At 39.3% G+C, this 14,236-nt stretch carries 12 protein-coding genes and 2 pseudogenes; 5 read left to right on the forward strand and 9 right to left on the reverse strand.

The window, feature by feature from the left end; translation table 11 throughout:
* The first annotated feature begins 70 nt into the window (after positions 1–70).
* Positions 71–1,741: a cytochrome c3 family protein gene (locus tag J2Y67_RS06085; protein WP_310171813.1), complete on the forward strand. Its 1,671-nt coding sequence runs from the start codon at positions 71–73 to the stop codon at positions 1,739–1,741.
* A 420-nt stretch (positions 1,742–2,161) separates the two neighbouring features.
* A complete protein-coding gene (locus J2Y67_RS06090) occupies positions 2,162–3,916 on the forward strand; it encodes a cytochrome c3 family protein (protein WP_310171816.1) in 1,755 nt (584 codons plus the stop codon).
* Positions 3,917–4,078: 162 nt separating this feature from the next.
* Here J2Y67_RS06090 and hpf read toward each other — a convergent pair whose 3' ends face one another.
* The gene (hpf, locus tag J2Y67_RS06095) at positions 4,079–4,627 is read right to left on the reverse strand and encodes a ribosome hibernation-promoting factor, HPF/YfiA family (RefSeq protein WP_310171818.1); all 549 of its coding nucleotides are present in this window, start codon (positions 4,625–4,627) and stop codon (positions 4,079–4,081) included.
* A gap of 272 nt (positions 4,628–4,899) precedes the next feature.
* Between hpf and J2Y67_RS06100 the strand changes: the two genes are divergently transcribed.
* Positions 4,900–5,394 carry a spore coat protein gene (locus J2Y67_RS06100; protein ID WP_310171819.1) on the forward strand — a complete coding sequence of 165 codons (495 nt, stop codon included), beginning with the start codon at positions 4,900–4,902 and terminating at the stop codon, positions 5,392–5,394.
* A gap of 39 nt (positions 5,395–5,433) precedes the next feature.
* On the opposite strand, the gene J2Y67_RS06105 is transcribed toward J2Y67_RS06100, so the two are convergent.
* The 6 genes and pseudogenes from J2Y67_RS06105 to J2Y67_RS06125 all read right to left on the reverse strand — a co-directional run bounded on the left by J2Y67_RS06105 (position 5,434) and on the right by J2Y67_RS06125 (position 10,574).
* Entirely contained in the window at positions 5,434–6,150 is a 717-nt protein-coding gene (locus J2Y67_RS06105) for a ComF family protein (RefSeq protein WP_310171821.1), read from the reverse strand.
* Between the two features lie 15 nt (positions 6,151–6,165).
* Entirely contained in the window at positions 6,166–7,638 is a 1,473-nt protein-coding gene (locus tag J2Y67_RS06110; protein WP_310171823.1) for an ATP-dependent helicase ComFA, read from the reverse strand.
* Positions 7,639–8,118: 480 nt separating this feature from the next.
* Positions 8,119–8,265, reverse strand: a pseudogene (locus J2Y67_RS27925) (DegV family protein); the annotation flags it as partial.
* A pseudogene (locus J2Y67_RS27930) lies at positions 8,261–8,461 on the reverse strand (DegV family protein); the annotation flags it as partial. The pseudogenes J2Y67_RS27925 and J2Y67_RS27930, both read right to left, overlap by 5 nt.
* Before the next feature lie 204 nt (positions 8,462–8,665).
* Positions 8,666–9,349: a response regulator transcription factor gene (locus tag J2Y67_RS06120; RefSeq protein WP_310171825.1), complete on the reverse strand. Its 684-nt coding sequence runs from the start codon at positions 9,347–9,349 to the stop codon at positions 8,666–8,668.
* Positions 9,350–9,440: 91 nt separating this feature from the next.
* Entirely contained in the window at positions 9,441–10,574 is a 1,134-nt protein-coding gene (locus J2Y67_RS06125; RefSeq protein WP_310171827.1) for a sensor histidine kinase, read from the reverse strand.
* A gap of 288 nt (positions 10,575–10,862) precedes the next feature.
* Between J2Y67_RS06125 and J2Y67_RS06130 the strand changes: the two genes are divergently transcribed.
* Together J2Y67_RS06130 and J2Y67_RS06135 are read left to right on the forward strand one after the other, a co-directional pair.
* Positions 10,863–11,495, forward strand: a complete 633-nt coding sequence (locus J2Y67_RS06130; RefSeq protein WP_310171829.1) for a YigZ family protein — start codon at positions 10,863–10,865, stop codon at positions 11,493–11,495.
* Between the two features lie 185 nt (positions 11,496–11,680).
* Entirely contained in the window at positions 11,681–12,688 is a 1,008-nt protein-coding gene (locus tag J2Y67_RS06135; protein WP_310171831.1) for an LCP family protein, read from the forward strand.
* Positions 12,689–12,750: 62 nt separating this feature from the next.
* On the opposite strand, the gene J2Y67_RS06140 is transcribed toward J2Y67_RS06135, so the two are convergent.
* The gene (locus tag J2Y67_RS06140) at positions 12,751–12,936 is read right to left on the reverse strand and encodes a hypothetical protein (protein ID WP_310171833.1); all 186 of its coding nucleotides are present in this window, start codon (positions 12,934–12,936) and stop codon (positions 12,751–12,753) included.
* 137 nt (positions 12,937–13,073) lie between these two features.
* Positions 13,074–14,126, reverse strand: a complete 1,053-nt coding sequence (locus J2Y67_RS06145; protein ID WP_310171835.1) for a glycosyltransferase family 4 protein — start codon at positions 14,124–14,126, stop codon at positions 13,074–13,076.
* Between the last annotated feature and the right edge of the window lie 110 nt (positions 14,127–14,236).

Here is a 14,236-nt window from a genome sequence, read left to right on the forward strand (position 1 = left end):
GTATAGGTTTTAGATTTGTAGTTTTAAAAAGAGAGAGTCAAAAAGAGAAGTAACAAGGGAGGTTTTTGGAATGAGTAAGGTCAAATTAGGCTTTTCATTCCTGCTTACATTGCTTTTTGTGGGAATGTTTAGCGTAGTAGCTTTCGCTGCAGGTAGTAACCCTGTAGTTACACCACCCGGGGATCCTGCAGATGTTCAAAATGGTTTGGCTCCAGATGACGCAACAAATGATAACGGACTTATCAACGATAACAAAACTGGTTCTGGTGTTGGCGGTCAAAATGCTAATTTTGACCAGGTTATTAAGTCTAAAGACATGGTTAAAGACAATACTGGTACACACGGAACACAACGTACACACGGTTCTTACATGAACAACACGAACTCCTGTGCCAGCTGTCACCAAACACACACAGGTGCATCTAAGAATTTATTGTTCAAAAATGGCGAATATGCCACTTGTACAGCTTGTCATGATGGTACATTAGGTTTCTATAATGTTTTCACTGGTTCTAACTCTGCTGGTACATTCGGCGGAACGCATGATGGCAATATGTCTGTTCACTTAGCAAACGGTACTGTTGAATTGAAAGCTGCTCCTGGTGGAGATAAAGACGGTACAGGCAACTGGGAAGAAGAATTTACTTGTGCAAGCTGTCACGCACCGCACGGTTCTTACTCTGACCGCTTATTACATGAAAATCCAAACGAAATGGGTAACACACTTGTTAAAGATGGTGGTAAGCGTTTAGAAAACGTTCCTGTTGTATCTGACATCTCATCTAAAGTTACTGGTGCAGACGTTACTTACAAGGATGCAACTGGCGCAGATGTAACAATAAACTATGTTCTTTATCGTTTCGATATTGGAACAACTGTTGATGCTGCTTATTCTGCAAAAGGCTTAACAACTGGCGATACTATTCTTCAATTAATGAAGTGGAACGGCACGAAATATGTAAACGATACAGATCCATGGTTACATGGTTATGAATTCGATGAAAACCATGTCAAACATTACTGGACAGCATTCAAAGATACTACTGGTAAAGAAGTATTCGATACTGATCAATTGAAAAAAGGCGAAATTTTAGGTAACGGTTTTGCCGGGGTTCCTGCTTCCAAAACAGCTTTAGTTACAACTGTTAAATCATTAACTTCCGGTAACGTTGCTCGTGGTTATGTAGTTAAGTTAGACGTTTCAGCACCTAATGCAAATAATGTAACAACAACTACAGCATCTTCTCTATGGGCAAGTAAAAAAGCTGATGGATCTTCTAACCCAGGTTATGTAGCAAACAGAGGGGTTGCAATGTCAACTTTCTGTTCTGCTTGTCACACTGACTACCTAGCTGGCTCTGGAAAAGAAACTGGTACATTTGATCATGCATATCGCCACACCACAACATCAGACAGCTACACTTGCGTACGTTGTCACTATGCACATGGTACTGATGTAACTGTAATGCGTGATGCTCGTGGTTTAACTTACCAAAACATTTTAGACGATACTACAAACTACTTCCCAGGTGTAACAGGTGAAGCTCGTACTACAATGGTTAAAGACTATTTACTTGATAAGAACCCATCTTCTGCTCTAAAACGTTACACGAACATGGCTGTATGTTGGGGATGTCATACCTCTTCTCACTCAGAAGGAACAAGAAACACTGACACTTACCAATACAACCCAACTCCTGGTGTTGATGCAGATCGTAACGGTATCGAGTTTGACTATTAAAAAAAAGCTACCAAATAGCCCCACTATTTGATAGCTCCTGAATGGAGAATATAAATTTTAACTAAAAACAGCTTACTTCGGTAGGCTGTTTTCTTTATTATTATAGGTAGGTATTCACAAATCTGTCAATATTCCCTTCACAAAAGAAACAAATATTATTCACAGTTCTGTTATCCATTTACTTTATCAATAGAAGTATAATAATAATGTAGATTCTCGAAATTTTTATATTTCAATTAATTAATTTGTTTACATTGATAACTGATCTCAGCCTAAAGGAATGAGCCCATTATGAAATCTTTAAAGAACAATAAACAAGTTAATATCCTTTATATAATGATTTTAATCCTTATATACTCCCTTACCTTACCGATTAAAACTCTTGCTGAGGATCCTCCCCCAAATTCCCCTCCTTCTATTTTGATTAACAATGTTAATGTAGATGGAGATGAAACTACGATTACCGGAACTGTTTCCGATGATCAAACCCCCTTAGAAAATGTAACATTACAATTATTTGATTCAAAAGATCAACCACAATTTGATTCTCCATTAACACCATCTGCAGATGGAAATTGGACAATGAAAAAAGTTTTAACGGAAAAAGCTAGCAACTATTATATTAAAGCAAGCGACAGCTCGATTGAATCAGAAAAATACCCGGTAAAAGATGACCGTATTCATATAAAGTCTCTTTCCATTACAGCTTTTATTACACAAAAAAAAGAAATAGTTGATGGAAATGAAAAAATAGAAGAAGTATCCAAATCAATTGATATCATAAAAAATGATGATTTAACACATATCTCGTTGAACCCAACCCTAACCGTTGAAGTTACGAATAACGATGCTTTGGAACAACTTATTCTTGACCATCCAGATCAATATAGCCCAATAGCTGTTTTTAATAATGAGAAACAAATTTCAGGAGACGTCACCATAAATACCCAAAATCAAATAGAGCTAAAATTGAAGGATTTGTCACCAAGCACAACTTATTATATTTTATATAATTCCTCCTATGTGGATGACGAGGGTACCCCTCCATATCCAATTATTAGGAAATTCACAACCGTCAGTACTACTGTAAATAATTTATTTTTATATGATCAGAAATACAAAACTGATTCGGGTGAATTTAAGGACTTTTCTGATTGGACGTCGCAGCCACATGGCTACTACACAAATAATGTTAATAATTGTTCTATTTGCCATAGCCCCCATTATGGGGATAACAAAAGCTTAGAGATTAAAAACAGAAATACCAAAAACTTAGAAAATAGTTATTGTATGGCCTGCCATGATGGTACATCAGCGCCCGTCTTTGAAAATGTTAATTCAGATATTAAGTCGAAGCATGAAACACAGCAAATTACTGGCCATGAGATGAAATCAGGGACGTGTACAGCCTGCCATAACCCACATCTAACTTGGAGTGAAGAGAACCCAAATTTATTACAGGATCATTTTGTATATAAACATGAGGATAAAGATGAGTTTGATGGAGAAAAGGTTGGTGAAATTGACAGCAATCATCAGCTTTGCGAGAAATGCCATGAGCTGAATACGAACTATTATAAAAACCTAGCAAGACAATTGGCATCTGAAAAAGATCCAAAGGATCCTGATCCTTATAAGATTTCTCATTATCAGCGGTTTTCAGCCGTTGGGCAAAAAGATAATTATGACTTATGTTTCACCTGCCATAATAAAGAAAAAGAAGTGAAGGATGGAACAAAGGATATTATTCAATTTTATCAGGATAGCGATTCTAAACACAAAATAACGGCAGTTGATGGCAGTCAGCTGAATGGATACTTACCTTGCTCAGAATGTCATGAAACGCATCAGTCGACCAATCGCATGCTGTTGAAATCAATGTTAGGTCACGAAGAACAAGATACAGCTTTCACCTTTACATCTGGTGATTGGGATGCAAGTAAAGAACGAGAATTCTGTTTAAAGTGCCATAACGGAAAAACAGCCATTTATGGGGTAACGGGTAAAGCACTAGATGATTCCATTCAGGGTCATAAAATAATAAGTGAAGGTACAGAGGAAGAAATCAAAAAGGATATTGAAAGTAAGGCATGTTCAAACTGTCATGGTGGGGAAAGCAAATCCTTTATCGAGGCAGCCCATGCTCCTAAAAAATCAATAGCACCTGCTCCTTAACAAAAAATCGGGAGGTAATTCCTCTCGATTTTTTTACTTACAATAAAAAGGATGATAATGAAAATCCTTACGTCTAGCAACTCTTTTACACTGAATATTCCGAAATCGTATATTGAAATATAAAAACGCAGCCCCAAAGTTTGGAGCTGCGTTCTCTTTTTATTAATGTGCTTCAATTAAGCCATAACGGCCGTCTTTCCGTTTGTATACAACGTTTGTACGGTTCGTATCTGCATTGGTGAACACATAGAAGCTATGTCCAAGCATGTTCATTTGCAGAATCGCTTCTTCACTGTCCATCGGTTTTAAGTCAAAGCGTTTTGTACGAACCAATTCAAGTTCGTCATCCTCAAAATCGTGGGACTCTGTATTTTCTGCCACCGCAAAGGTGATTGGAAAATCGCCTTTTTCGCGGAATTTACGGTTCACTTTTGTTTTATGCTTGCGAATTTGACGCTCAAGCTTGTCAGAAATGAGGTCAATCCCAGCATACATATCTACATTTGTTTCTTCTGCACGAAGAACGAGATGTGGAAGAGGAATCGTTACCTCTACTTTAGAAGTTTTATCTTGATTGAACCTTAGGTTAACATTAACCTTTGCTTCAGGTGCTTCTGTAAAATACCTTTCTAATTTTGAAATTTTCTTTTCAACATACTCGCGAATTGCTGGAGTTACCTCAATGTTTTCACCACGAACGTTATAATTCATAAGTGAACTCCTCCTTTTTTTAAAACTATGTAAATACATTTCTATTTTACCCTATGAATATCCTGCTAAAACAGTACATTATTTTGTCGATTTCATGACAAAAACAATGCATATATAGTAGGAAACATGCGTTTAGTGGAATACGCATGGGTAAATATGGGTAAAATGGATAATTTATTATAACTTGATTTTAATATTATTTAGGACAATTTACCACACATATGCCCATAGAATAGGCTACAAAGGATGAAAAAATGATGGGAGGCATCCTAATGACACTACAAGAAAGACGATTACTTGCATGGCATGAAACAATGGAATTGCACGAAATCGTTGCGTTTCAATCCATTGGATTAATGAAACTAAAAATGTCGTTTAAAAAGGTTGAAGACCAGGAATTAAGCGAACTTTACAGAACATGCATTGGGGAACTTGAAGGAAACTTAAATGAATTGCTCAAATTTTACCCTTCGGCACCAGGATATCAAGGGAGAGATGCAGAAACCCGTCAGGATGTCAGCTTTTTTGCTGCCGATCTGCTGGCCTTCTCTAAAGAGTTAGTCCGCTGCCTGGCTGCCGCCATTACGGAAACGGCAACACCTGCATTAAGAAAAACCTTTACCAATCAGTTAATTGCTGCGATTCATGGGCATGAACGGGCCTATCAATACATGCATAAACACGGTTATTATCCTTCCTATGATTTAGGACCTTTGCTTGGGCAGGATGTTCACAATGCCCAGCACGCACTTAAAATGAAATATTAGCTTTTGAGAAGGTGGCGGCAGATAGACCTGCTGCTTTTTTTATCGTGCAATTGTAAGCGATTGAATGCTGGCTGCACCAGTAGCTTTTAAAAGCTTTGCAGCATGCCTAAGGGTTGAGCCTGTTGTATATATATCATCCATCAAAACAATGTTTTTTCCTTGGATATTGATTTGCGGGTCAATTGCGAATACTTGTGGAAGGTGAATCCGTTCCGATCTGCTCTTTTTGGATTGTTTTTCAGAGTGGACTCGGGTTAAAAGAGCTGTCGGAGTATAGCCTGCCTCTAATAAAAGGGCTTCCGCTTGATTAAAGCCCCGTTCATAAAGACGCTCCTCGCTCAAGGGGATAGGTACTAGCAAATCAACTTCCATTTTTTGAAGTTCTTCTTTAATTCGGTCTGCAAATACCTTTGCCACAATATAATCACCGCGAAATTTATATACCGCAATCACTTCCTTTAAAAAATCATTGTAAAGAAATAATGAGGTGTTTTTAACAAGATTGCCTTGCCACTGCGGGTCCTGCTCCCAACGCAGGCAATCATGACAGAGTTCTCCAAGGCGGAATTTCTCATCCAAATGGCGGAAGGGCCGGCAGCAAATCCTACATATATCACCTGTAATTGTTTCAAGTTTCCCTTCACATCCTGCGCACATGAAATGATCTTTTTCTGCCGAAAAAATCGCCCTCCATCCAATTGCAGGCGGGATGGATTGATGGCAAAGATAACAACGGTCCTGCTGGAAAAGTTTCATCGGTATTCACCCCTTTTAATCAATTAGTCCCTTTTTTACTCCCTCCTGATTCATAAAAACAATTTGCCGCTTTGCTCTCAGCATCTCATCCGTTTTACCATAGTGAAAAAAGGTGACCACCCCATTCGGATGGGCTGAACTCCTACCTGCTCTTCCGGCAATTTGGACAAGCGCGCTTTCTGTAAAAATGTCATCTTCAGCGCCAACCACGGCGACATCAATGTTGGGAAAGGTAACGCCCCGTTCAAGAATGGTGGTCGTTAAAAGCAGAGGGATTTCCTTTGTCCTCATTTTTTGGACTTTTTCCTTTCGTTCCGGATCTTCCGCATGGACGGCCTCAATTGTGGGGGCAAACTGGCGCAGAATCGGGAGTGCTTTTTCCATCAAAGGAATATGCGGAAAAAACACAAGTGCCTGCTTATTGCTTTCAATTCGTTTTTTTATCCATTGGAGCACATTTGCGGGTAGTTTATTTTTATGGAGATTCTTTTGCCAATTACCACACCAGACAAATTGCGGTACTGGGAGAGGATATCTGTGAAATCGGGCCGGAATCGTGGTATAGGCTCTTTTTCCCTGCAGGCATTCTTTCTGCCATTTTTGATTAGGGGTGGCGGTTAAATAAATCATCGCTGAAACCGGCTTTCGTGCCTGGACTGCCGCATGCTGGAGTGACTCTTCGACGGTATATGGAAATGCATCGACCTCATCAAGGATAAGGGTATCAAAGGCATGGTAAAACCTTAGCAGCTGGTGTGTGGTTGCAATCGTAAGCGGGGCGTATAGATGGCGGTCCTTGCTCCCGCCATAGAGTGAGGCAACGGGGATTCCAGGGAAAGCCGCTTGAAGACGTGGAGTAAGTTCGAGAACGACATCGGTTCTCGGGGTCGCAATGCAAACTCTTTTTTGTGCGACAAGAGCGGTCTCAATCCCCTGGAATAAGACTTCGGTTTTACCTGCCCCGCAAACTGCCCACACTAGCAGCTCTTTATTCTGCTGGATTGCCTCTATGACACTTTCTGAAGATACCTGCTGTCCATGAGATAGTTTCCCTTGCCACTCCATGATTTTTGCAGGTAGTTTAGTAACCGGTGGCGGACCATTCCAGCCGATAAGAGGAGTGCATTCACTTATCCTTCCCATCATAATACAGTGACGGCAATAGAGACATATCTCGCCGCATCGTGAGCAGGGAAAGCGGGCGAACCATTGCAGGTCCTTATTACCACAACGGTTGCAAATTGGATGCTTCCCGAGGTAATCAATGCCTTTACGGTAGGTTGCATAGCCGTTCTCATAATGTGCTTGGATTTCATTAGATGGGATGTCGTCTATAAGAAGCTGTTTACCGGTAAGGAGCTGTTGAAGTTCAGGGTTAAAGTTGAAGTGTGGATTAGGCAGTGGCTGGGGTATATTGCGGATGTGTGAAATCGGAAGGGAATCTTCCTTTTGTGGAACGAGGATATTGTTTTTTGTTGCGAAACGCATGGGGGGCACCTTCTTTTTTGGGGTTTGTAGTAGGAATTTGTCGAGGAGATATTGGTAGTTTCGTTTAAAAAATTCGACAGTAACTGATATATTCCTGCAATTGTCGAAAAATCTTTTTTGATGTACCAAGTAGACTATTTATGATCCTTTTGACCCGGTTTATATTCCAAGTTAGGCAATATATGTTCCATTTACCGATTTTTATGTTCCAATCGAATATTTTGGAGTCAAAAAGCCAGGCGAAAGCCTGGCTCAGGTATTTTTCATTCCCTTTTTTTAATTGGTGGGACTATTTTCATGTAGATCCCGGGCATTTTTTAGGTGTGGTTCAACTTTATATACCAATTTGAACGTTATATGTTCCGTTTCGCACGATTTATGTTCCCAGTTAAGCAATATATGTTCCGTTTCGCACGATTTATGTTCCAAGTTAAGCAATATATGTTCCAATTTACCAACTCTATGTGCCGGTCAATTTTCTTATTTCCTCATCCAGCCCATACCCATCGCGCCTTCACCAAGATGGGTGCCAATCACTGCGCCAAAATAACCAATCGAAAACTCAACATTTGGATACAATGCCGATAACTCCGCCTTCCACTCGTTAGCTTCTGCTTCGCGGTTGGCCGACTGGCGGCTGTGATGTAGTTGGCAGACCTTTTTGCTTCACTTCTTGATAAAATTCCTCAGCGGAAAGATCAACTTCTTCTTGATATGCCTCGTTTCCAAAAATAACATTCAACGGGACCATATGTATCTTCCATTTATCACGTAATTCCTTTGGGATGTATGCAGTACTATCCGTGACAACTGCTATTTTCATAACAAAATACCATCCTTGTCTATACTCTTGTTGTTCTATTTTATCCGAAATCCGGCTATATTGTATCATTTTACTAGGTAATAGATATTCACCATATATAAAATTACACTTTATCCGCGAATCAAAAAATTACATTATTTTTAGAATGAATCCAACAAAAAGAACACGCCCGAAAGGCGTGCCCTCTTCAAAAAGTATTTTAATCTATCGAACTTCCACCCAGCCATTTTTAATCGCAACGACAACGGCTTGTGTCCGGTCGTTAACGTTCATTTTTTGCAGGATGTTGCTGACATGGTTTTTAACGGTTTTTTCACTGATGAAAAGGGCTTCCCCGATTCCACGGTTGCTTTTTCCATCCGCCAGCATTTGCAGAACTTCACATTCACGGCGTGTTAACAAGTGCAGCGGCCGGCGGATTTCCACTGTTTGAACGTAAGAGCTGCCAAATACCTTTCCTGCTGTTAAACGGCGGTATTCATTCACTAGATTATGCGTAACCTTTGGATGTAAGTAAGATCCGCCTTCTGCAACGACGCGAACTGCATCGATGAGGGCATCGGCATCCATTTCCTTTAAAAGATACCCTTGAGCACCGGTTTGAAGTGCATGGGTAACGTAATTTTCATCGTCATGAATCGATAAAATAATGATCTTTGTTTCCGGGTATTTTTCTACGAGCTCTCGGGTTGCTTCTATGCCGTTCATTTGCGGCATATTTATATCCATGATGACCACATCCGGATTGAATTCCTTTACAATTCGAACCGCTTCACTGCCGTCATCCCCCTCGGCAACAACCTCGAATGATTTTTCAAATTCGAGAATCCTTTTTACTCCTTCTCTAAACAATTGATGATCATCGATAATGGCAATTTTAGTCGTCAATTTCTTCGCCTCCCTAATCCTTCGTAATAAGATTTCGTTATTTAAATTATTGTAAATTCTTGTTAATGGTTTCCCAAATTCAATCCACTCGTTATTCAGATAGTGGAACATGAATCGTAACAGAGGTCCCCATGCCGATTTTTGATTCAATCATAATCTCGCCATCCAGCAGGTCAACCCGTTCCTTCATGCCAATAATGCCAAATGATTCAGGTTTTTTCTGAGTCGTATCAAATCCGGCCCCGTTATCCTTAATACGAACCGTAATGGCTGCCTTGGTTATTTCTAACGTTACTTTTATTTCGCAGGCATTGGCGTGTTTTAATGCGTTCTGCACCGACTCTTGAATCATTCGGAATAATGCGACCTCGTACTTAGTTGGAAGACGGTGTTCTAGTCCAATATTCACAAAATTAATTTTGGAGTGGTTATGATATTCTTCGATAGTTAACAGGTATTTTCTGAGGGTAGGAACCAAACCTAAATCATCCAACGCCATAGGACGAAGGTCATAAATAATCCTGCGCACCTCGTAAAGAGCCGATCGAACCATTTTTTTAAAACTATGAATCTCTGAAAAAGCAGCCTCAGGTCCGCTCTCACGATACACCCGCTCAACTAAATCTGAGCGCATAATCACATTGGCCAGCATTTGCGCAGGACCATCGTGAATTTCACGTGACAGTCTTTTCCGTTCTTCTTCCTGTGCCTCAATAATTTTTAAGCCGAAATCTTGCTTCGCTTTTGCATCCTCGAGCGCGACGCCCATTTCGCTCATTAAATAATTCATCACAACGGAAATTTGCGAAATCAGATGCTCGGCCCGGTCAATGGTATCATCCAGTGCCAGCAGCCTTCGCTCAAGGTCATCTCGTTTATCCAATAGCTGTTTCTTATATTGCCAATTAATAGTAAGGTCCATTTGAAGCTGGTGCGCTTTTTCGTACGCTTCCCGGACTTCTCCCTCTGAATAATGTTTAATGTTCATACTCACATCAGAAAGCCTTGAACGAGCCTGCCGAACCTGATCCTCAAGGGATTCACCTTCACCCGAAAGTTTTTCCACCAAATGCTTAATGGTCTGTAGCTCATTCCTCATGCTGTCGTAATCCTGGCGGCACTGCTCTTCAATTTGAAAAATATCCGTTTTACTGGAAGTAACGGTTTCAATCATTTTTTCACGAATCTCATCAATCGACTTCATATTAATTTTTTTTATCTTCATAAAAATGCCTCCATAAGAAGCTTGGTGTAACCTGCTTTTCTATCTTTACTTTTCACATAATTTACCCTGGATTGTATCAAAATAGAAATTTGAAGTTGACTGCTTCCTCAAATTCCGTAAAAAAGTTGTATAATAAGAGGACGATACCTATAACTTTTTTACTATTAATAATAAGTTTTAACAAGTTTACACTATTAAACATGACTTATTATACCATGCTAAGGTTACACATATATTAAAGTTATATTACACTAAATATTTTTTCAGAAAAATAGAAGGAGGATCATCATGCTCGCCCGCTACTATACGGTAAAAGAATCCGGAGAACATGAAATTGTTATTCAAAAATCCCGTTTTATTGCCCATATAAAAAGAGTTGAAACGGAAACAGCTGCACAGGATTTTATCCAGACGATTAAGAAAAAACATTGGGATGCTACCCATAACTGTTCCGCCTATCTAATTGGCGAGAACGATCAAATACAAAAAGCCAATGATGATGGCGAACCAAGCGGCACGGCTGGTGTACCGATTCTAGAAGTATTAAAGAAGAAAACTCTGAAGGATACAGTGGTTGTCGTCACCCGTTATTTTGGCGGAATTAAATTGGGGGCCGGCGGACTGATTCGTGCGTATGGAAAAGCAACTTCAGAAGGAATTGCGGCTTCTGGTATGGTTGAGCGAAAATTAATGAAAGTCATGCATGTTACCGTCGATTATACATGGCTTGGTAAGTTGGAAAATGAACTGCGTTCTTCCGTTTATACCATTAAAGAAATTCATTATTTAGATACAGTAGAATTTGAAGTTTTTGTTGAGGAAGGGGAAATTGAGTATTTCAGCACTTGGATGATAGAAATGACCAATGGACAAGCTAGAATCAGCGAAGGGGAAATACTGTACCTGGAGGAAGATGTTTAAACGGCCAATAATCGATTGGTCGTTTTGTCATTCAAAATACAAATTTTTGCAAATTCCAACAATAAACAACATAAAATTTACGATTTACAAAAAATTTCATTTTACCAATCTCCTAAAATATTATAGAATTAATCATGGTTCTGTATGTTTTCATACAGTATTTTACAATGAAAAGGAGATCATCTATGTCTGCAAATAGACAAGACCGTATAAATAATAAATCTAAGAAAAAAAGAAAAAGACTTTTAGCCTGGTTCTTATTGCCTATACTAGTCATTGGATTAGGCGGTGCAGCCTATGCCACTTTTCTTTATAGCAAGGCAGAATCAGTGATGAGTAAATCATACAAACCGATTGAACGGGAATCAAAAAGGGTCTTTAAAAATGTCCCAGTAGAAAACACTTCAATTCTTTTTATTGGAGTCGATGACAGCAGTAAACGGAAAGAAGGCAACCCACGTTCTGATGCTTTGATGGTTGCTACCTTTAATAAAAAAGATAAATCCATTAAGCTCCTTAGTATCCCGCGTGATTCTTATGTTCATATTCCTGAAAAGAATATTTACACGAAAATCACCCATGCACATGCTTATGGCGGTGTAAAACTTACCCTTGATACCGTTGAAGAATTGCTCGATATGCCGATTAATTATTATGTAAAAATGAATTTCAATGCCTTTATGGATGTGATAAACGCCCTTGGTGGAATTGATGCCAATGTTCCATATACCTTTACGGAGCAGGATTCTAAAGACCATAAAGGTGCGATTACCTTACAAAAAGGAATGCAGCATCTGAACGGGGAACAAGCATTGGCTTTAGCAAGAACGAGACATTATGACAGTGATATTTATCGTGGGCAGCGTCAACAAGAAATTATGAAGGCGATTCTTTCACAAGCAACTTCTGTTAAAAATGTTACCAATTATTCAAAGGTAATTGAAGCAGTTGGTAAAAATATGACGACAGATTTAACCTTTGACCAAATGCTATCATTTATTAAATATTTACAAGCGGGAAGCGGCTTAAATACCCAATCACTTACGATTAAAGGTTCCGATGATACAATTAATGGAATTTATTATTATAAATTAGATCAAGTCTCATTAGACGAAACGAAATTAATCTTGAAGAACCATCTTCTTGGAAAAACAAGTACGTCTTCCAGTGATACTACTGGAACAAGTCAATAATAAAAAAGACCCCGGCTGAAGGAATCAGCCGGGGTCTTTTAATGAAAAAGCGGTGCTTTATATTATTGGAGACAAATCTTCTGGTTCATCCTTGAAAAGTGTCCCCTATATGCTCCATTGGCGACAAAATTCTCTTCTTTCCATGAAAAATGTCTCCTACAAGCTCCATTGGCGACAAAATCCTCTTCTTTCCCATGAAAAATGTCTCCTACAAGCTCCATTGGCGACAAAATTCTCTTCTTTCCCATGAAAAATGTCTCCTACAAGCTCCATTGGCGACAAAATTCTCTTCTTTCCCATGAAAAATGTCTCCAATCAGAGACATTCGCCCGAGGCAATATCAAAAAACAAAAAAATAAAAAGGACCTTTCCGAGGCCCTTTCATTTATTGGCGGTTTCTTGCTAATACCTGGACGATTTTTAACAATGGTTTGTAATTCGCATTGATTAAGCCGATGCTTTCCACAATTAGTTCAATTGCCAGCAAAATGATGGCCAGCATTAAGAAGGAACCCCATACTGTTGTCATCGTAAAGATAACCGCTGCTAAGCCGAACATTGCACTCATGGCATAAATCAACAATACCGTTTGCCGATGGGTAAAGCCCAATTTAAGTAAACAATGGTGTAAATGGGATTTATCCGGAGCAGATAACGGGTTTTTATTGTACAGGCGACGCACAATCGCAAAGAATGTATCTGAAATCGGAACACCTAAAATGATGACAGGAACAACGAAGGAGATAAACGCTACATTTTTAAAACCTAATAAGGAAAGCACAGCGATCATATACCCAAGGAAAAGAGCTCCTGTATCTCCCATGAAAATCTTCGCGGGATGGAAGTTGAAGATAAGAAATCCTAATGTACTAGCTAACAATATCGCACCCATTGCCATAACGTACGGATCTTCCATCACAATCGCCATTGCAGAAATCGTAATTAATGCAATTGATGAAACACCTGCTGCTAAGCCATCAAGTCCGTCAATTAAATTGATTGCATTGGTGACCCCAACAATCCAGATGACGGTAATCGGTACACTCATGGCACCAAATTGTATTTCCCCGCCGAATGGCAAGTTAATGCGATCAACATGGACACCACCCCAAAAGACAACAATGAGGGCTGCTGCTATTTGTAACAAAAACTTGATTTTTGCGGATAATTCAAAGATATCGTCTAAAACGCCAGTAGCTAATATAATAATACTCCCAACCACAATAGCTGCGTGGTACGGGCTATTCGGATGCATGAGAAGCAGCCCAAGAGTGAAGCTTACATATATCGCTAATCCGCCTAAGCGCGGCATAATCTTCTGGTGAACTTTACGCTGATTTGGCTTGTCTGTTGCTCCTATTTTAAAAGCCAACTTTTTTACAATTGGGGTTAAAAGAATAGAGCATAAAAAACATAATAAAAAGGTCAAATAAAGCATAAAGACCCTCCTTATGAATATAATGCCCCTTTCTGAACTTTAGAACCAAGGCATATTTTTCTATTAATACAACGTGTATATTATAACACATAGTTTTTGGTTTGGTCTAA

This window comes from Neobacillus niacini (assembly GCF_031456445.1).
Classification (GTDB): Bacteria; Bacillota; Bacilli; order Bacillales; family Cytobacillaceae; genus Neobacillus; species Neobacillus niacini_I.